16 protein-coding genes and 1 pseudogene are annotated in these 21,751 nt (G+C 69.3%); 13 read left to right on the forward strand and 4 right to left on the reverse strand.

Annotation, left to right across the window (positions count from 1 at the left end):
- Window positions 1-527 precede the first annotated feature (527 nt).
- A complete protein-coding gene (locus ACTWNK_RS00455) occupies window positions 528-2,114 on the forward strand; it encodes a hypothetical protein (protein WP_474301469.1) in 1,587 nt (528 codons plus the stop codon).
- On the opposite strand, the gene ACTWNK_RS00460 is transcribed toward ACTWNK_RS00455, so the two are convergent.
- Entirely contained in the window at window positions 2,095-4,230 is a 2,136-nt protein-coding gene (locus ACTWNK_RS00460) for an AAA family ATPase (protein ID WP_474301751.1), read from the reverse strand. The genes ACTWNK_RS00455 and ACTWNK_RS00460 overlap by 20 nt on opposite strands.
- Before the next feature lie 410 nt (window positions 4,231-4,640).
- On the opposite strand from ACTWNK_RS00460, the gene ACTWNK_RS00465 reads away from it, so the two are divergent.
- A complete protein-coding gene (locus ACTWNK_RS00465; RefSeq protein ID WP_474301470.1) occupies window positions 4,641-5,006 on the forward strand; it encodes a hypothetical protein in 366 nt (121 codons plus the stop codon).
- A gap of 144 nt (window positions 5,007-5,150) precedes the next feature.
- On the opposite strand, the gene fxlM is transcribed toward ACTWNK_RS00465, so the two are convergent.
- On the reverse strand, window positions 5,151-6,404 hold the full coding sequence (fxlM, locus tag ACTWNK_RS00470) for a methyltransferase, FxLD system (protein ID WP_474301471.1): 1,254 nt from the start codon (window positions 6,402-6,404) through the stop codon (window positions 5,151-5,153).
- Between the two features lie 494 nt (window positions 6,405-6,898).
- Between fxlM and ACTWNK_RS00475 the strand changes: the two are divergent.
- Both ACTWNK_RS00475 and ACTWNK_RS00480 read left to right on the forward strand, forming a co-directional pair.
- Window positions 6,899-7,030: pseudogene (locus tag ACTWNK_RS00475) on the forward strand (helix-turn-helix domain-containing protein); the annotation flags it as partial.
- Window positions 7,031-7,336: 306 nt separating this feature from the next.
- Window positions 7,337-8,323, forward strand: a complete 987-nt coding sequence (locus ACTWNK_RS00480; protein WP_474301752.1) for a peptide deformylase — start codon at window positions 7,337-7,339, stop codon at window positions 8,321-8,323.
- A 98-nt stretch (window positions 8,324-8,421) separates the two neighbouring features.
- On the opposite strand, the gene ACTWNK_RS00485 is transcribed toward ACTWNK_RS00480, so the two are convergent.
- Window positions 8,422-8,640 (reverse strand): hypothetical protein, encoded by a 219-nt coding sequence (locus ACTWNK_RS00485; protein WP_474301472.1) that lies wholly within the window; start codon window positions 8,638-8,640, stop codon window positions 8,422-8,424.
- Between the two features lie 1,863 nt (window positions 8,641-10,503).
- On the opposite strand from ACTWNK_RS00485, the gene ACTWNK_RS00490 reads away from it, so the two are divergent.
- The 4 genes from ACTWNK_RS00490 to ACTWNK_RS00505 all read left to right on the forward strand — a co-directional run bounded on the left by ACTWNK_RS00490 (window position 10,504) and on the right by ACTWNK_RS00505 (window position 13,696).
- Entirely contained in the window at window positions 10,504-10,875 is a 372-nt protein-coding gene (locus ACTWNK_RS00490) for a hypothetical protein (RefSeq protein WP_474301473.1), read from the forward strand.
- 74 nt (window positions 10,876-10,949) lie between these two features.
- Window positions 10,950-11,933, forward strand: a complete 984-nt coding sequence (locus ACTWNK_RS00495; RefSeq protein ID WP_474301474.1) for a magnesium and cobalt transport protein CorA — start codon at window positions 10,950-10,952, stop codon at window positions 11,931-11,933.
- 876 nt (window positions 11,934-12,809) lie between these two features.
- Window positions 12,810-12,947 carry a hypothetical protein gene (locus tag ACTWNK_RS00500; RefSeq protein ID WP_474301475.1) on the forward strand — a complete coding sequence of 46 codons (138 nt, stop codon included), beginning with the start codon at window positions 12,810-12,812 and terminating at the stop codon, window positions 12,945-12,947.
- 17 nt (window positions 12,948-12,964) lie between these two features.
- On the forward strand, window positions 12,965-13,696 hold the full coding sequence (locus ACTWNK_RS00505; protein WP_474301476.1) for a Crp/Fnr family transcriptional regulator: 732 nt from the start codon (window positions 12,965-12,967) through the stop codon (window positions 13,694-13,696).
- Window positions 13,697-14,156: 460 nt separating this feature from the next.
- Here ACTWNK_RS00505 and ACTWNK_RS00510 read toward each other — a convergent pair whose 3' ends face one another.
- A complete protein-coding gene (locus ACTWNK_RS00510) occupies window positions 14,157-17,558 on the reverse strand; it encodes a hypothetical protein (protein WP_474301477.1) in 3,402 nt (1,133 codons plus the stop codon).
- A 373-nt stretch (window positions 17,559-17,931) separates the two neighbouring features.
- Here ACTWNK_RS00510 and ACTWNK_RS00515 point away from each other — a divergent pair, with 373 nt between their 5' ends.
- The 5 genes from ACTWNK_RS00515 (at window position 17,932) to cas3 (ending at window position 21,750) form a co-directional block, all read left to right on the forward strand.
- Window positions 17,932-18,213 carry a hypothetical protein gene (locus ACTWNK_RS00515; RefSeq protein ID WP_474301478.1) on the forward strand — a complete coding sequence of 94 codons (282 nt, stop codon included), beginning with the start codon at window positions 17,932-17,934 and terminating at the stop codon, window positions 18,211-18,213.
- A 49-nt stretch (window positions 18,214-18,262) separates the two neighbouring features.
- Window positions 18,263-18,601, forward strand: a complete 339-nt coding sequence (locus ACTWNK_RS00520) for an integrase core domain-containing protein (protein ID WP_474301479.1) — start codon at window positions 18,263-18,265, stop codon at window positions 18,599-18,601.
- On the forward strand, window positions 18,598-18,792 hold the full coding sequence (locus ACTWNK_RS00525; RefSeq protein WP_474301480.1) for a hypothetical protein: 195 nt from the start codon (window positions 18,598-18,600) through the stop codon (window positions 18,790-18,792). Before ACTWNK_RS00520 ends, ACTWNK_RS00525 begins: the two co-directional genes overlap by 4 nt.
- 376 nt (window positions 18,793-19,168) lie before the next feature.
- Entirely contained in the window at window positions 19,169-19,402 is a 234-nt protein-coding gene (locus ACTWNK_RS00530; RefSeq protein WP_474301481.1) for a hypothetical protein, read from the forward strand.
- Window positions 19,399-21,750 carry a CRISPR-associated helicase Cas3' gene (gene cas3, locus ACTWNK_RS00535; protein ID WP_474301482.1) on the forward strand — a complete coding sequence of 784 codons (2,352 nt, stop codon included), beginning with the start codon at window positions 19,399-19,401 and terminating at the stop codon, window positions 21,748-21,750. The genes ACTWNK_RS00530 and cas3 overlap by 4 nt, the downstream gene beginning before the upstream one ends.
- Window position 21,751: the final 1 nt, after the last annotated feature.

Consider the following 21,751-nt stretch of genomic DNA (forward strand, 5'->3'; position numbering starts at 1 on the left):
AGGCGGAGCCTATCGTCAACGAATGCCGGCCGTACACTTGATCGACTGGCAGGACCCACTCCAAGATCGACTGGTGGGCAATGCTCCGATCGCTGTGAACCGCGAGTGATCATGTGTTCGTGTTGTGTGACGCTATGGCAATGGCGGAAAAGTTCGGGCCGGGCTCGCACTAAGAAAGGGAGAGAGTGGTTTGTTCTAAACTCCTTCGTGTGGGCCATTCTGTGAATGAGTATTCGATTTACTTTTGTTGTTCGGGATGAGATAATCAAATTGCCACGCGACCACGCGACCACGCGACCACGCGACCACGCGACCACGCGACCACGCGACCACGCGACCACGCGACCACGCGACCACGCGACCACGCGACCACGCGACCACGCGACCACGCGACCACGCGACCACGCGACCACGCGACCACGCGATAGGGGTGCCCCTTCGTGGCGAATGAAGCTCTCCCGTCACGAAGGTCTGATCCTGCGTCCGGACGCTGGCAAACCCTGACCTCCACGCGGGTCGTCCTGGCGGTGGCCCGCACCTACACCTCGGCCATCAGGCTGATCGATGCCCTTTCGATCTTTCGGGGTGATGACCGCGTGCAGGTCGTGTTCGCCCTCGACGACTCATCGGCTTTCAGTGACGGCACGCATGAGTTTCTGACGAGGGCGGGCGCCCGCCTGCTGTCGTGGGACACCGCGCAGAACCTCGAATGCGACACGGTCATCACTGCAAGCGAAAATGTCGACGTGAGCCGGATCCAGGCCCCCGTCCTGGTCCTGCCGCACGGCATCGGTTTTCACAAAATGGTCCCCGATTCACACTCGGCCGGTGAACGGGTGTCGGGGGTGGTGCCGGGGCCCTTTCGCGAGGATCGGCGCGTCTGGATGGCGATCTCCCATCCCGAGCAGCAAGCCGCCCTGCGTGAGCTGACCCCTGAAGCAGCTGATCACTGCGTGCTGCTGGGAGACCCCACCTACGATCGGCTGACGGCGAGTGAGGCTCTGCGCGAGCACTACCGTCACCTACTCGGGGTCGAAGGCCGCCAGCAGGTTGTGCTGCTGTCTTCGACCTGGCGGGCCGACTCGCTGATGGGGCGCCGCCCCGACCTGCCGGCGCGCGTGCTGCGGGAGCTGCCGTGGGACGAATGCCGGGTCGTCTTGGTGGCCCATCCCAACATCGTGTCCTGGCACGGGGCCTATCACCTGCAGCAGGTGCTGGCCGACGCCCATGAGATGGGGCTGGTGCGGATTCACCCCGCCCACGGCTGGCAGGCGGCACTGATCGCCGCCGACTACGTCATCGGCGATCATGGATCGGTCACCCTGTACGGCGCAGCCCTCGGCAGGCCCACCCTGCTGTCGGAGCCCAGCGACGAAGTGATCAAGGGCACGCCTCCGGATCGGCTGCGGGCGCTGGCGCCGACCCTCAGAGACGATCGACCGATCCAGCAGCAACTCCGCGACGCGATCGACGCCCACCAGCCGATGCGGTCACGCCAGCTCGCCCACCAGATGTTCGCGCTGCGTGGCAGGGCCGGAAATGAGCTACGCCGCTTCGTCTACGAACTGCTACACCTGCCTGAACCCGGTTTCCCGGCCTCGGCCCGTGCGGTGGAGGAACCCGCAGCCGACAGCGCTCATCCCCGCTCGTTCACCGTCCACTCGACAGGTGGCGCGCAATCGCACGTTCGAGTGTGGCGTTACCCCACCCGAGGCCGCCACGACAACCCGGGCGAAGCAGGGGTGTATCGGCATCTGGCGTGCTACGAGGACGAACCCGACCGCCTCCTGGTGGGCAACGCCTCCGTGATCGTGCGGCACCGTACCACCTCCGCAACCGACGCCCTGGCGTGGACCCGTCAGAGCCTGGAGCACTATCCAGGAGCGTTGATGGCAACAGCCCCGGCTGCTGAAGGAGATGTGGCCAGGCTGCGAGACGGCCGGATCTTTCGCATGTTGCAGACAGACGGACCGGCAGCTGACCCGGTGCTGACGACCTCGGCTCTCTACAGCTGCTGGCGCTCAGGGCTCATCCCCGACGGGGTGGTGAGGCTGCGCACAGGCACCTGCGAACGACTGCTGATCCTGGCTGACATCACGCGTCAGGCGCGCTGAGCCGGGCGGCGACAGCGTCGGCTTGGGGGTGGCCTGCCTGCTGGAAGATGCGCAAAGCGGCACGCAGATGCTCCTGAGCCTTCTCCCGCTCACCCCGCCGCTCAGCGAGGTCGGCCAGGGCGAGGTGGACGTCGGCCTCGTAGTGCAGTCCCTGCAGCTCGTGCGCCGCCTGGTGCAGGATGGCCTCGGCGCCGTTGTCATCGCCCGCTTCGGCGAGGGCGGCACCGAGATCGATGTCCACGCGCGCTTTCATTCGCGTGTCACCCAGCCAGAACAGCAGATCGCGCGCCTGAAGCAGGAGCTGGGCCGCACGCTGCTGCTCACCCAGCCTGCGCGTGGTGCGGCCCATGAAGTAGAGAACCAGGGCGACACCGCGCCACTCGCTGGCCTCGACGTTGAGGTCATGGGCGCGCCGGTAGGCGTCGATCGCCGCCGATGGTTGCTGCCGATCGAGGTAGCGGCCACGAAACTCCCAGGCCGACGCCTGGACAACCGCGTCATCCCCTTGCTGGGTGAGCTCGACCGCTCGCAGCGATTCGGCGTCGGCCTGCTCCCATTCGCCCTGGTCGGCGTAGGCGCGGGAGACCAGCATGCGCAAGCGGGCCTCCGCGCGTTCGTCTCCCGTGCGCTGGGCGGCTTGGATGCCGGTGGTGCTGGTGGCGATCCAGTCGCCCAGGTGGCGGTGGTTGAGGTAGTAGCCGCTGAGCACCTCGGCGAGTTGCCAGGCGATCGTGTCCGCGCCACAGCGCGCGGCCAGCCGTACCACCTCGACCAGATTGGGGCGCTCGGCATCCAGCCAGTTCAGGGCATCCTGCCGTCCGGCGAAGGCTTCTGCGTGCTGAAGAATCGGTGCCATGTCGGTGATCCTGGTCCGCTCACCCATCACCGCAAGATCGGCTTGCGCGGCCCGCCCGAGATAGTGGCTCACGATCTGCTGCACGATCGCCTCGCGCCGCTCGTGCGGGATCTGCAGAGCCTGCTCGGCGGCGTGCAGCCGGATCAGCTCGTGAAACTGGTAGCGGTCGGGGGCGTGCGCGACGATCAAACGGCTGCGAACCAGAACGCCGAGATCCTCACGCGCCTGTGCGCGGGAGATCGACGCCGCCGTCGCGGCCGACTCCGCGCAGATCACCACACCCGGAAACAGGCCCAGCGCACGGTACAGGTGCTGAACGGGCTCGGGCAGGCGGGCGTAGGCCGTGCTGAACGTGGAGGACACGATCGGCTTGCCTCCCAGGGTCAAGGCTGACAGCCGCTGACGTTCATCAGCGAGTTCCGCTTCGAGATCGGTCAGGTTCATACCCGGGTTGCTCGCCACCCGACCGGCCGCCACGCAGATGGCAAGCGGAAGCCCGGCGCACAGCCGCACCAGCGCGTCAGCTGAGGGCGCCAGCACCACGTCCTCGGCGAGTCCGGCGACGGCGGCGAACAGGGCCAGGCTGTTGCTGTCATCCAGCTGGGCCACGTCGAGGAACAGGGCGCCCTCACCCCGCAGTTCCGACAGGTCGTCATGGGTGGTTGCGAGGAGAAGGCTTCCATCGGCGTTCGGCATCAGCGTCCTGATCTGGGCCGCTTCCCTGGCGTTCTCCATCACGATCATGACGGGCTGGCTGGCCGTGCGCGAGCGCAGGCAGTTGGCTCGCGCGGCCAGACCGGCAGGCATGAAGGCCTCGGCGACGCCCAGCGCGCTGAGGCATGCGGCAAGCATGCCTGCGATGTCCACCGGTCCGGAACCGGCGCCGAAGTGCTCACAGTCGACATACAGGTCCCCGCCGGGGAAGCGCTCACGCGCGTGCCGTGCGTAGCGGCGGGCTGCCGCACGCTTACCCACACCGGGCGGACCGGTGAGGACGACCACCCGAGGGGGCAGGGCCGCATCAGCGACCGCAGCCGCCAGCGAGGCGAGAATGTCGTGCCGGTCGACGAAGCCGGGCGTCGGTGGCGGAGTGGTTCGCGGCACTGCAGGATCGCCGCTGTTGGTGAAACGGATATCTCCGAACACATGTCCGGCAACCTGGACGACGTTTCCGGCGTGCGCGTTCCCACCGAGCGTGTTGCCGGGGCGTGCGACCTCTGCGTCGGAGTGTTCCATTGTCCGCACCCCACTCCAGATCATGATCACTCACAGCAAAGGTAGCGCTTTCCGCGTCTCCACGGGGCTGAGGCGGCAGAAATCGGGGCGTGCGGAAAATATCTGATTGCTGCGGTGGGATTTCTTGGCCGCTGCCTCACGGCCTCGAGGTGGGCGAGATTCAGAACTCCTGCATTCGGGAGATGCCATAACACAGGTTTCGGGCTACCTGTGGTGGCCGCGCAGTGACCGGTCTGCGAGAAGGCCTCCTCCATTGCCCCGATGCCGGTAGGCCGGTAGGTGATGAGTGCAGATGTGATGGTGTGCTCAAGGGGCGCAGCATCGGCAGCCATGGTGTCACCCCCTTGCAGGCGTGCTCTCCGGTTGATAAAGCTGGGCTGCGCATCACGTGCGCCCGTGTCACACACTGCAGACCAACGACGGCGGGAGAAGAAGTGGATGCCACCCTGGTCACCGAAGTCCTTGCGGCGCTCTTAGGCGGCGCTGCGGGTGAGGTCGGAAAAAGTGCTTGGGCCTCCCTGGTGGAGAGCGCAAAACGACGTTTTGGCAGCGATGCTTCCGAGATCGCCGTTCTTGAGGCCGCCGATACTGCCACCCTGGAACGCGTGGTCACGGTTTTGCGCGAGCGAGCTGAAGCCGATGCCGAGTTCGAGCAGGAATTGACGTCCTGGGCTCAGCAGACGCAGCAGACATTGCAGCTTGCCAGCACGACCAACACCATCACCGGCTCGGCAACCGTCCACGGCAACGTGGTGCAGGCAGGTCATATCGGGTCTGTCAGCTTCGGCACACGCCCATGACGGCAACGATGGGCGTGTGCCAGCGGCCACTGCGCGATGCTCGATCTGCGTTTGCGCCGCCCAGGCAGCGCTTCTCACCATGGCGGCGCTCATGCGCTGACCCTGCTCCGTCGACCGGAGGGCTCCAGTGAGCCCGACACATGTCTAGGGCCAAGTCACCACTACGATTCCGTGGTGTTTGGCGATGACCCCGCTGGACGGGGCCGGTACGGCAGCCGAGTCGTGGCCGGGCACGGTCGGGGGTGCCGACAGGTAGCGGATGGACGCGGCGCCGCGCCGGTGGTACCTGTCGGCCCACTGGCGCAGCAGCTCCATGAACCGGTCGGCGACCTTCTCGGCCGAGGGGCCGTGTGCGTGCACGCCGCTCTCGTATCCGCTGCTCATCGCCTCGTTCGGGCGGGCGGCGCGGTAGGCGAAGCTGTCGCCGTCGATCAGGACGGGCACGCCCAGGAGCGCCGGGCGGGCCAACAGGCCCGTGTTGACGGCCGCCTGGTCGGCGTACAGCAGCGCCATGCCGGGGTCGTTGGTGAGCAGGTACAGCATCTGCTCGTCGGGCAAATCGAAGAGCGCGCCGGACCAGTACTCGAGGCGCGGCTGGTGCAGCGCGTCGCGTAGCGCTCCGGCATCAAGGTGCGCGGTGTCACCGTCGACGCGCACCACCACGCCGTCCTCGACGGTGAGGGTCGGTTCGGTGTGCGAGCCGGTTCCCTGAAACGGGACGAAGACACACAGCCCGTAGTCGCGGCTCACCAGGGTTCCGGACTCGTCGCGGTCGAACGCGATCCAGCGGGTGGTGCCCTTGAGGCGCAGCGGAACGACGATCCGGCCGTGCGGGGCGAGCTGCTCCAGCCACGGGGGCGGGATGTCCCAGCTTCCGGCGGTGACGATAATCCGGTCGATCCGTTCCTTCTCGGGCGCGCCTCGTTCGGCATCCGCCAGGACCACCTCGACCTGGTGGTATCCGGCCTGGTCGAGAAAGGCGCGGGCGCGCCGGGTGATGTCGGGGTCAATGTCGATGGTGACGACCCGGCCCTCATCACCGACGAGTTCGGCGATGAGGGCCGCGTTGTAACCGCCCGAGCCGACCTCACACACGCTCATCCCGGGCCGGATGTCTGCTGCCTCCAGCATGGTGGCCTGCAGGTGCACGGCAGACACCGAGCTGAGTGTCAGCCCGTCGCTGTCCTTCTTGATGACCGGGGCGTTGTCGGCGGTGTAGGCGGCGGCCAGCGTCAGCCCGGGCAGGAACACGTGCCGCGGAACGGCGGCGACCGCGGCGGCCACCGCCTGCGACTGGATCGCTCCCCGCTCACGAAGCTCGCTCACCAGAGCCTCACGCAGCGTCGCAGCCTCAACGTGCATCTGAGTGGTGGTGCCGGTGCTGGTCACGTTCGTCACGGTGTTCCTTCCTTGCCGAGCGGGTCCTCGTTCACGGTCGTGTCGATCAGCCGCCGGGTGACGGCAGGCTGACGGTCACCGGGCGGAGCTTAGTCATGCGTGCACGCCGCGCCCGGCACATCGCGCAGGGCGGTCGGCACCGACACCGGATTTCCCCACATGAACGCTCTCCCCGAACAGCTGAACCCCTCCATGGCGGCGAAGCGGGCACGTCCGGGCCTGTGAACGGTGACGCTCTCGTGTCGCTGCCGCCCGAGACCTGCGAGGGCTGGGCATCGAGAAGGCTCCTCTCCAGCGCGGGCAGGGGACCTACCGGTGACTGCAGCATGCTCAGAAGACCTCACATGTGTGCGTGAGGCAAGCGTGACAACCCCTCACTCACGCCACCTCGTGCGCTAGTCCTATCGACGCGCGAAGATGAGGGCATGGGTCGCATCCGTGAAGGACAGCCACCGGAGTTCGGGGCCGCGCTCGCCGCCTGACGCGAGCGGCGCAACATGACCAAGAAGGCCCTGGCCGCGGCTATAGGCGTTGACCCGTCCTCCGTCAGCCACGTCGAGGCGGGTCGTCACCAGGCGGGGATCGACTTCGCCCGCCGCGCCGATGCGACGCTTTCGGCCGGTGGCGAGTTGTGGCGAGCCTGGCAGCAGGCGGCCCTGGACCGCAAGACGTCTGCCGCCGACGGGCACGCCGGCGCGGATGGCCTGGTGGTCGAGGACGACCACGCGCTGCTGTCCTACCGTGCGGGCGTCTACACCGCCACGATGCGGCGGTGCCTGTTCAACGCCGGGACCGAGCCGGTTACCCGCTACCTGGTGCGCATCAGTGTGGATCGGTACCCGGGCGAACCCGAGAGGTCCAACGAGCACTACCGGCGCAGCCCGCTCACCTGGCAGGAGCTGGCCCTGACGGCATCCTGCGACGGTGAGCCGATGGGCTGGCAGCCCAAGCACGACCGCGACTCTTTCAAGGAGGCGTGGCTGCGCTTCGACAACGATCGCGGCATGTTCCCGCTCTACCCTGGCCAGCGCGCGACCATCACCTACTCCTACACCGTCGGCGACACCAAATGGGGAAACTGGTTCCAGCGGGCAGTCCGGTTGCCGACTGAGCACCTCAGTGTGACTCTGGAGTTCCCGGCCGGTCTCGAGCCGGTGGTGTGGGGGACCGAGACGTCCACCACCGCCGAGGCCGTTGCCCTCCGGACGCCGATCACCCGCACGCAGGTCGAGCAAACGACGGTCTTCACCTGGGCTACGGCGGAGACGCCACTCGGCGCTCGCTACCGGCTGGAGTGGCGCCTGGCCGACCACGACGACACCGCGAACACTCCGCCGCTCCTGCGCACCAGCAGCGATCGCATGAAAGCCGCAGGTATCGTGCAGTCCGGCGCCCCGATCCTGGCCGCCGTGGCCGCGCCGTTCGACCTACCTGCCGAAGCAGCGGCAGCGGAAATAGTCGTCGACCAGCTTTTCGCCGCGCTCCAGCGGGTTCGCGAACATCACGTGTTCGGCAAGGGGCTGGGCTTGGCGGCACCGCAGATCGGTGTCGGCCGCGCGGCGGCGATCGTCATCCCGCCCGATCCCGACGCTGAACCGATCATCCTGCTCAACCCGAGCGTCATCGCCGAAGCCCCGGAAAGCGACGAGCAATACGAGGGCTGTCTGAGCTTCTTCGACGTGCGGGGCATGGTCGTTCGCACGCTCGGGCTGGAAGTGGAGCACACCAGCTTGGCCGGACAGCGCATGATCACGGCCGTCTCTGACGGCCTGGCCCGGCTTGTCGCTCATGAGGTCGACCACCTGCACGGCCGCCTGTACACCGACCGGATGCGGCCGGATGTTCAGCCGATCCCGGTCGCGGAGTACCGGGGAAGCGGGCACCCGTGGCCGACCGGTGGAGGGCGCAGCCCAGCCTGAGAGCATCGCCCAGCCCCCTTCTCTCCCGCCCGAGCCATGGGGCTGGCCTGAACCGAGGCAGGCACCCCCTCAGGGGTAGAACCTCGTCGCTGGGTTGGTCAGCGCGCGAGCAGAGCGTTCAGAGCAACCTGGTAGGCCGCATGGACAGGCGTGACGGTATCCACGCGTATCCGCTCGTCAGTGGCGTGCAGGCTTGCCCCGTCGACGCCGAAACCGGCTGTCGCGGTGATGCCGAGGCTCGCCAGGTATTTCCCGATGTTCGACGGCTTGGCGTCCTTCGCGGTAGGGGCAAGGCCGACGGCGTGGGCGCCGTCCACGAGGGCGGCCCGCAGAGCGGAGCCGGTAGGGAGGGAGGTCGGCCAGCGGGTTGTGAAAGTGATGCTTGTGGCCGCTGTCGTCGGCCATGCTGCGTCCACCGCGGCTGCTCGGGCACGAAGGACAGCCCGGCATCCTCGGCGGTGAACGACGGGGTGAGCCGGATGCCGACGTTCAGCACGCAGAGATCGGGGATGGTGGAGTACCCCTGACCGCCAGCGATTGCGGTGACGGTGAATTTCCCGCACAGTGGGAAAACGCCTCACTGGCCGTGGCTGAAAGGTCGACGGCCTGCAGCGCCGACACCAGTTGGGGCTTTCGTGATCGCGCTCGGGGAGAGCGAACGGGCACCGGAGTGCGCTGCGACCCCGTGCACGCCGATCCGTGCGCGCAGGACGCCATGCCCACCGGTGACGACATGGTCGATCCCGGGAGATCCGATTATCACGCCGCCGTCACGGGCTAGGGCGTCCGGACCCTCGAGGGTAGGCCTTTGCGCACCGAACCCGCCCGTGTGCTCGTCCACGTCGAACGGCAGCACCGGGCTCCCGCCCCCCGCCCGGCATCGCGTTCGACCAGGTGGCTAAGCGGGCGAAGATCGCCGCGCCGACTTTGGAATCGCTCGTGCCCCGCCCGTGCAGCCACCCGTCCGCCAGGGCGCCGGACATCAGCGGCCGGGACCAGGCGCTCTCGCCGCCGAAGCACGCGGTGTCCGGGCAGGCGTCGAGGACGTAGCGGGGCCCGCCCGGGTCATCCAAGATCTCACTGGTCAGAGCCACATTCGCCCCCGTCGGCGCCGGTCAGCCGCCGAGCGGGTAACCCGAGGTCTCGCAGGTTAGTGGCGGATGCATCACCACCCCCTGCCTGCACTGGCCGATGGGGTCAGATGCCGGGCGCAACGTCGTTCTCGCCTACCTTCACCCAAATAGATGAGCAGGGCTCGCAATTTGTGGTTTCTTGGCCGGAGGAATAGCCGAATGTTCCCAGACAGAAAATATTCTTAACGGATTCGGCTGGGTGATCCGGGAGGGCGCAGTCCCCGACTCCGGGCCCAGATCTCAGGTCGTGCCGGTGACCGCCCGGAAGGAGCGTGACATGAGCGCAGACATGATATTGATCTTCATCATCCAGGCTGCCCTTGCACTCACCGGGCTGCTGGTGATGTGCATGCTGACCCGCAGCCGCACCCCTGCTGCGCTCACCGACGGCGCCAGGCCGCAGGGGCGTGCCGGGAAGGAGCACACTGGGCGCGGGGGTGAAGGTGAGCGCGAGGCCCTGCCTCTGCCCTTCCATGCGAGAGCGGCCTGCGAGCCCCGACCGCTGGCGCCGGAGTGTGGTCCGGCTCGCGCATCCGTTGTGCTCAACGCTCAGGCCCGGTCCGTGAGGTAGCCAGGTGGTTGCTGCCGTCACCGGCCGAGGGCGGTTGCTGAAGCGGCGAGGCTGATGCCCGGGCTTGGCCGGTTTTTAGGGGAATCCCCGCGTGCGCGGGGCCGACACAGCAGCAGCTTCCCGGGCCGACGGCTGAGGAGGAACATCCCCCTGTGACGCGTGCGGGCGGAGTAGCTGACCACCGGATAGGCGGTGCTGTTCTGCGGATGCGCGGGCGCGTGATGGCTGCCTCCGGTTGAAGGGCAGGGCCCCTGCGGTTCGGGTCTCCAGCGGGTCATTGGTCGCCCAGGTCGGGAAAGCGGTGGCTGGGAGTGTTCATGGATGCGTTCACGAGGCGGTGTGTCGCTCGTCTAGCAGGGGCGAGGGAAGGTCTACTGGAGGTGATAGGGCAACGGGGGTACGGCATGGAAGCTGGGGCAGGGGCAGTGTGATCGGGGAGGCTCCGGCGCGCGTGCGCGGCCGCCACCGCCGTGGTCGTGGCGGCGAGTGCACCCGCGCCGACGATCACCGTCACCACGACCGAGACCGAGACCGAGGCGGCGCCGCCCGCGGCGGATACACCACCCCCGCCCCCGCCTGCGCCCGCCGGGAGCGGGCAGGGCGTGCCCGCCACCTTCAGCGGCGGCGTGGACCAGGTCGGGACCGACATTCCAGCTGGCCGCTACAAGACCAGGGGCAACGACGCCGCCAGCGTGAGGAGCTGCTACTGGGCGCGGACCAAGGACGACTCCGGAGACTTCGGCGCTATCATCGCCAACCACCTCGGTGACGGCCCGCAGTCGGTCACCATCAAGGCGGGTGAGTTCGTCACGTTCAACGGCGGATGCGTCTGGGCCAAGGCCGCCTGACCTGCGGCGCACCAGGCCGGTCGCGCGGCGTGGCGTGCCGCACCCCGGCCGCGGCCGCATGGCATCGTCGGGGGATGAGCACGGCGTGGCGTCTGTGGGAGTGCACCCCCGGCGGGCTGACGGCCTTGGACGCCGGGCAGGCGCGGCACCTGCCCGCCGTGATGGAAGGCCTGCCCGAGCACGGTTACCTGTGGGCCGAAGCCGCCGATCCGCACGATGGCGACCTCGACGACCTGGCGGCGGAGCTGGGCCTGGACCGGTCCGCCGTCGAAAGCGCGATGTTCGGGCCGCAGCACGCCCGCGGTGACCGGTTCGGCACCCTGCACCTGCTGGCGATCAAACCGGTGTGGTACGTGGAGGACACCTCCGCCGTCGAGACCGGCGAGCTGCCGATCCTGATTGACACGAAGCTGCTGGTCACCGTCCGCCGGGGGCCGCGCGACCCGGTGGCCGCCCTGCGCACCCGCCTGGGCTCCGACGCCGGCCTGCGCGCCCAGGGCCCGTGGGGAGCGGTCGGCGCGCTGATGGACGAGACGGTCGACGGTTATCTGGGGGCCGCCGCCGAGGTCGCCAAGGATGTCACCGCCCTGGAGCGGCGCCTGTTCAACGGCGGGCGGGTGGACGCGGTGGGCGACATCTACTTCCTGCTGCGCGAGGTGATTGAGTTCCGCGACGCCGTCGGCCCGCTGGAGCCGGTCGCCGACGACCTGCTGTCGGGCCGTTTCCCGCTGCCGCAACTGCAGCATCCGCCCTTTCGCGAGGTCGCCCACCATGTGCGCGCCGCCGCCCGGTCGGTGCGCTCCAGCGAGGAGTTGCTCACTTCCATCCTGGATGCGCATCTGGGGCAGATCAGCATGTGGCAGAACGAGGACATGCGCAAGATCTCCGCCTGGGCGGCGATCATCGCTGCTCCCACCCTGGTCGCCGGGGTGTACGGGATGAACTTCACCCACATGCCGGAGCTGAACTGGTCGTTCGGCTACCCGGCCGCGATGGTGGTGATGGGCGGCGCCTGCTGGTGGCTGCATCATGCCTTCCGCCGCAACGGCTGGCTGTGACCCCAGGCCAGCGCAGGCCGCCGGGCCGCGCTCTGCTGCGCTGCCCGGCCTGGATGTGGCCGCTGGCTACGATGCCGTGCCCGCCGTTCGTCGCGGACGGGCGGCCCCCGGCGGCCCCCGGCGGCCCCCGGCGGCCCCGGCCGGCTGCCTCCGGCCCGAGGGCCTAGGCGGCGCGCCCGCTGCCTAGGCCCAGTCCGCGAGCGAGGGCGGGCCGAGGCCGGGGCGGCTTGGGCCACCTCATGATCGCGGCGCAGCGGCGTATCTGTGGTGACACCGTCAGCAGCCGGACTGAGACAACCTTGCCCACGAGCTGCGCCCGCGATCGCGCCTGCGTGCCGGGAGCAGGAGTTGCCGCCTGCCGGGGTGAGCCGGGAGCGCCGGGCGGCGGTGGCCAGGGCTGGGGAGGCGGACGGGTCCGGGAAGGCGCCCTCGGGCGGGGTTGACGGCCCCGCATCCGGCGGCCGTCTCGGCGCGGCTGCCTGCAGCGGGCGGGGGCCGGTTACCACTCCGGCCGCCCGCCCGGTCGCTGACCCCGTCGTGCTCCGGCGAAGAGGCGCAAAGGGAAACCAGCAAAACCACGCTATCGCATGGCGGGGGAAAGAACAGACACCGTTTGGCAAGAAACGCGCCCCCCGGCGGATCTTCACCCCTGGAAAAGAAGACCACATGACCAGGTTTTCGCGGGGGAGTGCAGGCCGGGGCCCTGTTCCGTGTTGATCATGTCGCGTTTTCGTTTCCTTTGTCAGATGCGGATGAAAACGTCTATGGTCATCCCCGCAGCCCCTTACCACGGCTGCGCACCGCGTGAATTTCTGTGCATCGTCCGGCGAAGAGGCGCATTCCCGCAAGGGGAATCGGAAGAGAAAGGGCTTTGTCATGCCCGGAGCTTTTGTCATCGGCCCACCGGCCGAGCAGGCGGCAGCGATCCCGCAGCAGGCCCAAGGGGCGCTGCCGCCTCCCGGCGGGGGCGGCCCAGCCACCCGGCTCGCCTTCCACCGGCTGTGCGGGCTGTAGAGAGGGCCGGGCCGGTCATGGCGACGACACCCCCCGCACGGCGCCACCTGCGCGCCACCCACCCCACCTTCTGGCAGCTGCTCACCGCCCACGAGCAAGAGCTGCTCCTGCGCCTGGGCACCCAGCGCAACATCTGGAAAGGAGACCTGCTGCTGGCCGGTGACGACCCGGCGCTCACCGTCATCACCTCCGCCTGCTGGGTACGGACGGAAACCCGCCCGGGGCAGGCCGAGCGCACAGTGCTCGACATGGCCGGGTGCGGCGACCTGCTCAGCGCCATGCACGCCATGCGCTCGCACCACCCGCTGTGGCTGAGCGACCCCGGCCCCCTGCAGGCCGTCGCCCTGTCACGCGGCACGGTGCTGGAGGTGCGCGACTACCACGTCGATGAGGTGCTCGGCCTGCTGCACAACCTGCGCCTGCGCGTCATGCAGGCGATGGCGGCGCAGACGCGCATGCTGGCCCACCTGTACACCAGCCGGCGGCTGCCCGCCGAGGTGCGCCTGGCTCAGCTGCTGCTGGCCCTGCGTCACCGCTTCGGCGAGCACCCCAGCTCGCGCACCGGCCGGCTCGACCTGGCGGTGCCGCTCACCCAGCAGGATCTGGCCGCGTGGATCGGCGCCAGCCCCTCCTGCCTGACGCGGCTGCTGACCCGGTGGCGCGCCGAGGGGTGGGTGAGCACCAGCCACTCCCGCCTCAGTGTCACCGACGTGACGGCCCTGCGCCGCTGCTCGGCCTCCTTCACCTGAGAACAGAGCGCGTCCTTCCCCACCCGGAAGGTGGGGGCCGCGAGCAGGCGCGGGGGTCTCGCGATCGCGCGCTGAGGCGGCGAGGCGGGGCCCATGTGATCGCCGGTACCGGCGCGCTGCCGGGAGGGTGTGTCTTGGGCCGGTTTGTCGGCCCAAGGCAACCATCGGGCGCAGAAGTGGGAACCCCAACCCCCTCCCTGACATTCAGTGAATGTTTGATAACTCTACGATGTCGGACGTCCCATGGTGGTGCGGGGCCGTCGCAGGAGGGGTCGCCGGCCCCGCACCACCCCCTGGGGCACGACGACGCCACCTCACCGGCAGGCCCGGCGGCTCCCGGGTGAGGCCCCGCATCACACGACCGGCACCGACGCAGGAGTCGAAGGCTTCGGCAGCGGTGTTGCTCCCGCGCCGAGAGCGTGCACCCCGGGGGCGTGCACGACCTCGGCCGGGGTCGTGATCATTGCAGGTCGGTCCAGCTCCACGGGGCCGCTGGGCGCCCGTCGGGTTCGCGCCCGAACCGGAACCGCTCCCGATGATCACCGATCGTCAGGAACTGCTGGAACTGCCCGCCTGCGGGGAGCTTGCCGGCCAGGGCGCGGATCTGGTCGTCTGCTCCCACTCCTCCCAGCCCGTCCAGGAGCCTCATCACGGCGTAGGGGTTGGTGGGATCGGTGTGGGCGACGGCTCGTTCGGTCAGGTGGAGGACCTGCTTCCGCGTTCCTGTCGTGTGCAGGCTCTCCAGCAGGCTGACGATGTCGTCCGGGTCGCCATGGACGAGGCCGGCGCCGGTGGCGGCTCGCGCGGCCAGCACCCGCAGCTGGTCCTCGGCTCCCACCGTGTGCAGGCTGTCCAGCAGTCTGGACAGGACACGCGGGTGGATGTAGTCGGCGTAGGTGACGACTCGCGTGGCGAGCACGTCGACCTGCTCCTCGGCGCCGACCGCGTGCAGGCTCTCCAGGAGGTCGCCCAGGACGTAGGGGTGGGACAGGTCGGCGTGGGTGGCGGGGTCGCGCTCCAGCAGCACCCGCACCTGATCTTCGGCGCCTGCCGCGCGCAGGCTGTCCAGCAGCCGGGCCACTCCATGCGGGTGGGTAATGCTGATGCGGGCGGCGGCTCGCCCGGCCAGTTCGCGCGCCTGGTCCTCGGCTCCCACCGCGTGCAGGCTGTCCAGCAGCCTGGCCACGGTGAGGGGATGAAGGTCGGGGTCGGCGCAGGCGGCCAGGTCTCGCTCCAGCAGCACTCGCACCTGATCTTCGGCGCCCGCTGCGTGCAGCCCCTCCAGCAGCCGGGCCACGGCGCCCGGATGGGTGAGATCGGTGTGCGCGATGACCCGCCCGGCCAGCACCCGCACCTCCTCCTCGGCGCCCGCCGCACGCAGGCTGCTCAGCAGCCTGTGCACCCCGTCCAGGTTGGTGAACCCGGTGTGGGCGGCGGCGCGCCCCGCCAAGACCCGCACCTGCTCCTCGGCTCCGGCCGCGCGCAAGCTGTCCAGCAACCAGGACACGGCGTAGGGGTGGTCGATGGGGTCGGTGTGGGTGGCGGGGTCGCGGGCCAGCAGCACTCGCAGCTGCTTCTCGGCGCCCGCCGCGCGCAGGCTGTCGAGCAACCTGTACACCACATTCGGGTTAGTCAGGCCGACGTGGGCGGCGGCTCGCCCGGCCAGCACCCGCACCTGCTCCTCGGCTCCCACCTCGCGCAAGCTGTCCAGCAGCCCGATCACGGCGTAGGGGTGGGCGGCGGGGTCGGCGTGGGCGGCGGGGTCGCGCTCCAGCAGCACCTGCACCTGATCTTCGGCGCCCGCCGCGCGCAGGCTGTCCAGCAGCTTTGCGACCGCTGCGGGGTCGGTGAGATCGGCGTGCGTGACGGCCCAATCGCCGGGGCGCTCATCGCCGGGAGCGAAGGGGCGCAGCGGCCCGGCGAGGGCGGCCGCGGCGCGGGCGTCCCCGTGACCGGCGGCGATCTTGTACAGCTGGGCGGCATCGCGCAGCAGGCCCCGCTGATGGGCGGAGTCGGCGAGGGCGGCCAGATCGGCCGGATGAGCGTGGGCGGCGGCGACCCAGAAGTCGATCGGCGGGATCTGGTCGGCGCGGTGGCGGTAGCCGTACTGCTCCAGCACATCGGCCAGCCGATATACCGGCCCCGCCACGGGGCGTGGACGGCGATCGGCAGCAGGGGTGGCGCGCGGGGGGCGGCGGTTGCGCGGCGCCTTGACCTGGACGGCGCTGAGCAGGCCGGGCAGGCCGCCCGCGCCGGTACCCGCATACGCCAGCGCCTGCTGCAGCCAGTCCCCGCCGGCCTGCTCCCACTGCGACGCGCTCAGATACCCGGGGGCGGCACCGGCCAGCAACGCCAGCGGCAGATGCGGGCCGCACCCCAGCCGACGCGCGTCCATCGCCGCGTGGATCAACGCCCTCACCAGGGGCGGGGCCTGGTCGTAGCGCTCCAGCAGCATCGGCGCCCCGGCCAGGTACTGAGTCACCTGGCCGTCGGCGGCGTACCTGGCCGCCTGGGCCAGCCGGGGGTCGAGACCACTGCGAGCGGCCAGCGCCTGCAGATCGGGGCCGGCGAAGGTGTCCGGCACGGCGATGGCGTGCCCGCTCAGCAACTCGCGGGCGTGGGAGTGCGCGTCGTGGCGCTCGCGGTCAGGGCGGGCGGTCAGGGCCTGCCAGTGCAGGGGCCACAAGGTGGCCAGCACCAGGACCGGGCCGCGCCCCGGGTCGCGAAGCAGCTCGCGCAGCCCGGCGGCCACCTGCTCACCCAGCCCCGGGTCGGCCAGGTAGAACTGGGCCTCGTTCAGCCACACCACCGTGCGCGGCCCCACCTGGGGCAGCGAGGCAAGGGCGGCTTCCGGGCGGCCGGGGTCGATGGGGTGCCACAGCCGCCATGGCCTCTCCAGGCCGCGCAGCAGGTGCAAGACCTCCCAGCAGGCGCGGGTCTTGCCGGTGGAGGAGCCTCCCACCACGACCGCGATCGAGCTGCGCCCGCCGGCCGCGCGGGCGGCCACCTCGGCCAGGCGGTGGTCGTGAGCACGGCGGACGTAGACGGGCAGAACCGGCAGCCCGCCCTCGCCCTCGCCCTCGCCGCCGACGATGCCGGCCTGGATCGGGTGGTGCACCTCCAGCGCGAACGGGTCGGTGATCTGATCCAGCGCCCACCCCGCCGATGCCGGCGGCCGGTCTGCGCCGGCCCCCGCCTCGTGCAGGTGGGTGCTGATCTGGGCGACCTGTTCCAGCAGGATCTGGGTGTCATCACCCTGGCGGCGCTGGCGCTCCAGCATCACCTGCATCTGATCGCTCAGCCCCGCCAGCAGGAAGGTGAACTCGCCAAACTGCTGCCCCAGGGCCAGCAGTCCGGCGGCCAGCCGGTCGCCCAGCTCCCGGCTGCCCTCCTGCGCGGCCGCCCGCACCACCGTCTCGCTCACTTCCACCCGGCGCAACAAGTGCGCCAGATCGGCCCGCAGGACATCAGCCCGCTGCCCGTCCTGGCGCAAGACCTGCCCGATCGAATGCTCCAGCTCGCGCTCCAGCCGGTCTTGGACCTGTTCCAAAGACAAGGGCGCGGTGGGGCCCAGCTTGGTCACCGCCGCTTTGACCAGGTCGGTGAGCACATTCCCGCCGACCGCGGTCAGCGCCCCCACCCCGGCGGCGCCCACCGCGACCACACCGCCCTCGGAGATCAGCAACGGCGCGAACGCCCCGGCCGAGACCATGGCCAGCACCGCCGCCGGAGTCCACCGATGAGCCGCCGACGCGCCGGTGCGCAGCCACCGCGCCACCCGGGTGCGCACTCCGGCCCGCATCACCTGCACGCGCTCGCCGTCCGGCTCCGGGCCGGAGGGTGAAGAGGGCAGGTGGGTCACACAGGGAAGATATCGCTCGAAGCGCCCGCATCGAGGGCAGGCCGACAACGCCGCTGTCACGACCACCATCTGGGTGTGTCCTTGCGCCAGACCCGCCAGGGCCGCCTGAACAGCGCCTGGGCAGGCACGTGTGCTCCTGCCACCTGGCGGCAGACCAAGCCCCGGCGGCACGCACCCGCCGGGCCATGGCGCACGGGCTGCACGTGATGCGATCAGGCTCCGATCGGCCCAGATGTGACGCGGCGCCGACGCCTGCCGCAGGTCGCGCGCCGACGCAGAAACGGTCGGCAACCTTTGCGGAAAACCCCCCTGGGGCTACAGGCGTATCCATGGCGAACTGGCCGCACCCGGTATCAGGATCGCCGCCTCCACCGTGTGGGAGATCTTGCAAGAGCACGGTATCGCTCCGTCCCTGCAACGCTCCCACACCGGTTGGGCCGACTTCCTGCGCGACCAAGCCGACGCACTCCTGGCATGTAACTTCGTCGAAGTCCGCACCCTGACCGGGGCGCGACTCTACGTCTTCGCCGTCATCGAGCATGCCACCCGCCGCGTCCGCATCCTTGGCGCCAGCGCCCACCCCACCGGTCAGTGGGTCACGCAACTCGGCCGTAACCTCCTCATGGACCTGAAAGAGGTGGGGCACCTGCGCTAGGTTCCTCATCCGCGACCGCGACGCCAAGTTCACCGCGGCCCTCGATGCCGTGCTGACCGACGCCGCGATACGGGTCGTCACCACAGGCATCCGCATCCCACGCATGAACTCCGTCATGAAGCGCTGGATCCAGACCTGCCGCCGCGAACTGCTGGACCGGACCCTGATTTGGAACCAACCTCATCTACTCCACGCACTGCGAGAGTTCGAAACCTTCTACAACAAACATCGACCACACCGGACCCTCAGACAGGCAGCGCCACTCCGACCCCTGCCCGAGCCGAGCACCATCCCGGTCGAAATCACGAGAGCCTCGATATCCGCCGACATGATCGACTCGGCGGCCTCCTCAAGGAATACGTACACGCAGCTTGACCTGTGCAGATGAATAAGCGGCACCCGCAGGGGCGGCCGCCGCGCCTCGACCCGGCCCACTACCGGTTACGCCACGCTGTGGAATGCGGCATCAACCAGCTCAAGCACAACCGTGGCATGGTCGTCCGCTACGACAGACTCGCCTTCCACTTCGAGGCCACCGTGACGATCGCTTTGATCAACCAATGGCTCCGCGACTTATGAAACGCGGCCAAGACCCCCGCAACATCCGACCGACGATGGCGACCGGGCCCCTGTCGCCATCGTGGTTTGTTGACGGAGGCATGACCAGCGTTCCAACTCGCAAGCGTGAGTATCACCGGATTACAGAGGGTTGTGTGGTTGTCACTCATATCGCTACGCTTGGCCCCGCATGCAGGGGTCACAGGCATGCTTTCCCTGGTAGGGCCAGGGTTGGACCTTCGCAGGCGCGCCCGCTCACCCCGCACGACTCCCCGCCTCAGCGGGGATGCAGGACTTGCTCGCGCTTTGAGCTGCGCACAACTCGCATTAGATGGGTGACCCCCGCGGCAATCGGGGGCCACCCGATGCTCCCTGGCCTTTGATACTGGAGGAAGCAATGCCCAGTCTAAGTAGTGCCCTGAGCTCGGACGACCAGCTGCACACGCGCACGGCCCTCATCCTGGCCTGCGCAGCCGCCATCGCCGTCTCCGCCGCCGTACCCACGTGGTTCGTGCTCGACCACATTCTCGAAGGCGCAGGCGGCCCGCTGGTTCCCCTCTTGGCGGCCGTCGCGACCGGCGGGACCCAGTTCGTGAAGATCGTCAAGCTGCTCCGCCGTACCGACCGGTGACCACGACCGCCGCGACCCTGGCCGCCTGGGCGAAGGCGGCCAGGGGGGGGCACCATCCTTTGATCTGCCACCTGCTCGACACCGCTGCGGTGGCCGAGCGTCTGGTGGAAACCATCGTCGGACCGCACTGCCGTAACGAGTTGAGGGCGGCTTTCGAGCCGCTCGGAGACCCCGACTCCTGGATCGCCGTCCTGTGTGGAATTCATGATCTTGGAAAACACTCTCCCGCCTTCCAGGCGCTCAAGGTCGACCTTGCCTTGGCGCGCTTCGACGAGTCCGTGGCGGCAGACCTGAAAAGGGTCCGGAAGCGGGCCGGGCTGGGTCCGCGCGTCGACACGCCGCACGGTCTCGTGACAGCCATGCACCTGAAGGACCTCCTCGCCCGCTGGGGGACTCCTGCCGACACGGCCGAAACGATCGCGGTCGCCCTCGGAGGGCACCACGGCCTCTTTCCCGATGGTGCCGCCCTGCGACAGGCCCGCCGGGAGATCAACAACCACGGCGGGCAGACCTGGGAGGGATGGCGCGACGCCTTCGTCCGTGAAGTCATCGCGTTGCGTGGCCTGACTGATCCCGAAGAGCTGCCGTGGGAGGACGTCCATCTGAGCATCGCGGCGGCAGCCGGACTTGCCGCGCTGACCGCGGTCAGCGACTGGATCGCCTCCGACGTCCGCGCCTTCCCTTATGCCGACAGCGCCGACCCCGAGGCATACGCCAAGGAAGCGAACCGGCGTGCAACCCTCGCCGTGGACGCCCTCGGCCTGCACCGATGGTCTCCGCCGACGGCGTTCGCGGCACTTTTCCCGCAGGTTGCGCCACGGCCGGTGCAGGCCGTTGTCGAGAGGCTCACCGCCGACCGTCACGAACCCACGCTGGTCCTCGTGGAGGCGCCCACGGGTGAAGGGAAGTCGAAGGCCGCGTTGCAGGCCGCAGCGGCTCTCGTTCGCGGTCAGGATCTGATGGGCGCCTACATCGCGATGCCGACTCGGGCCACGAGCAACCAGATGCTGGAGGAACTGGAAAAGCTACTGGAATCGCTCGGCGACGACCGGACCAACGCCCATCTGATCTACGCCGGGGCGGCTGAACACCAACAAGTGGCCCCGATCGACGTGGGCCGCGACCATCTCGACGACTCCGATGTCCAGGCCCAGGAATGGTTCACCCGCAAGAAGAGCTTGCTGGCCCCGCTGGGTGTCGGCACGCTCGATCAGGCCCTGAAGGCGGCCATACGGTCGGGCCACTTCTTCGTACGGCTGACCGCACTGGCGGGGAAGGTCGTCGTGATTGACGAAGTGCACGCCTATGACACGTACATGTCGACGCTGCTGGATCGGCTGCTCGCTTGGCTCGGCCGGTTAGGAGCATCGGTCGTGATGCTCTCGGCGACCTTGCCCGCGGGCCGGAAGGCGGAGCTAGTGTCGGCCTGGCAGTCCGGCCTGCTGCGCTGCCTGCCCCGGGAGACGCCGCGGATGGAACCATTCTCCGGCTACCCCCGGGTGACGCTGGCGGGGATGGGCAAGCCCGTGGCCGAACCGGTGGGGCTGTCCGACCTGAACGCCGACCGCCACATCGGACTGGCCCGTGTTCGCGACGAGGACGCCGTCGACTGGGCCCTCTCCCAGGTGACTGACGGTGGCTGCGTCGTCGTCATGCACAACCTGGTGGGCAGGGCCGTCGCCACCTACGAGGCGCTCGAAACGCGGATCGCCGCTCTGCCCGCGAAACAGCGGCCGCGCCTGATCGCGATCAACGGCCGGTTGCCCGCCGAGGCACGGCGCTCGGTCGAAGCCGAGCTCAAGGCCGCTTTCGGAAAGGACGGCGCACGGCCGCGAAGAGCGATCGTGGTCAGCACCCAGGTCCTCGAACAGGGGCTTGACCTGGACTTCGATGCCATGTTGACCGACATGGCCCCGGTGGACAGCCTCATCCAGCGGGCAGGGCGGATCCACCGCCACACCAGGACGCTCTCGCGTGGCGAGGCCGTCCTGGCCATCACTGGTGTGGAGGACACCGAGGCGGGTCCACGGTTCCCGCGTCACCTCGACACGGTCTATGCGCCGATCACGCTGCTGCGCACCTGGGCGCTGCTGCGGGAGCGAACCAGCGTGAACATCTCGACCGAGGTCGCTGATCTGGTCGATTCGGTTTACGGGCCCGAGGAGGCCGTCGCCTGCCCTGCCGGATGGCAGGAGGTGTGGAGGGTCGCGGCCGAGAAGTTCGTCGACTATCGGAAGAGGTCCGAGCGCAACGCCCGGCTGATGTACCTGCCGCACCCCACCACAGTCATGAAGCTCGGTGAGCTGACCAGGCACAGCAAGCCGACCAGCCGGACACGGGAGGGGTGAC

It is taken from the genome of Nonomuraea sp. IBHARD001 (genome assembly GCF_056106265.1).

Excerpts from the sequence above, each read along its gene's own strand:
- ACTWNK_RS00460 (WP_474301751.1), bottom strand. The coding sequence starts at position 4,230 with ATGATCTGGAGTGGGGTGCGGACAATGGAACACTCCGACGCAGAGGTC.
- ACTWNK_RS00480 (WP_474301752.1), top strand. The coding sequence starts at position 7,337 with ATGGGCTGGCAGCCCAAGCACGACCGCGACTCTTTCAAGGAGGCGTGG.
- ACTWNK_RS00505 (WP_474301476.1), top strand. The coding sequence starts at position 12,965 with ATGGCGACGACACCCCCCGCACGGCGCCACCTGCGCGCCACCCACCCC.
- ACTWNK_RS00495 (WP_474301474.1), top strand. The coding sequence starts at position 10,950 with ATGAGCACGGCGTGGCGTCTGTGGGAGTGCACCCCCGGCGGGCTGACG.
- ACTWNK_RS00530 (WP_474301481.1), top strand. The coding sequence starts at position 19,169 with ATGCCCAGTCTAAGTAGTGCCCTGAGCTCGGACGACCAGCTGCACACG.
- ACTWNK_RS00500 (WP_474301475.1), top strand. The coding sequence starts at position 12,810 with ATGCCCGGAGCTTTTGTCATCGGCCCACCGGCCGAGCAGGCGGCAGCG.
- ACTWNK_RS00525 (WP_474301480.1), top strand. The coding sequence starts at position 18,598 with ATGAATAAGCGGCACCCGCAGGGGCGGCCGCCGCGCCTCGACCCGGCC.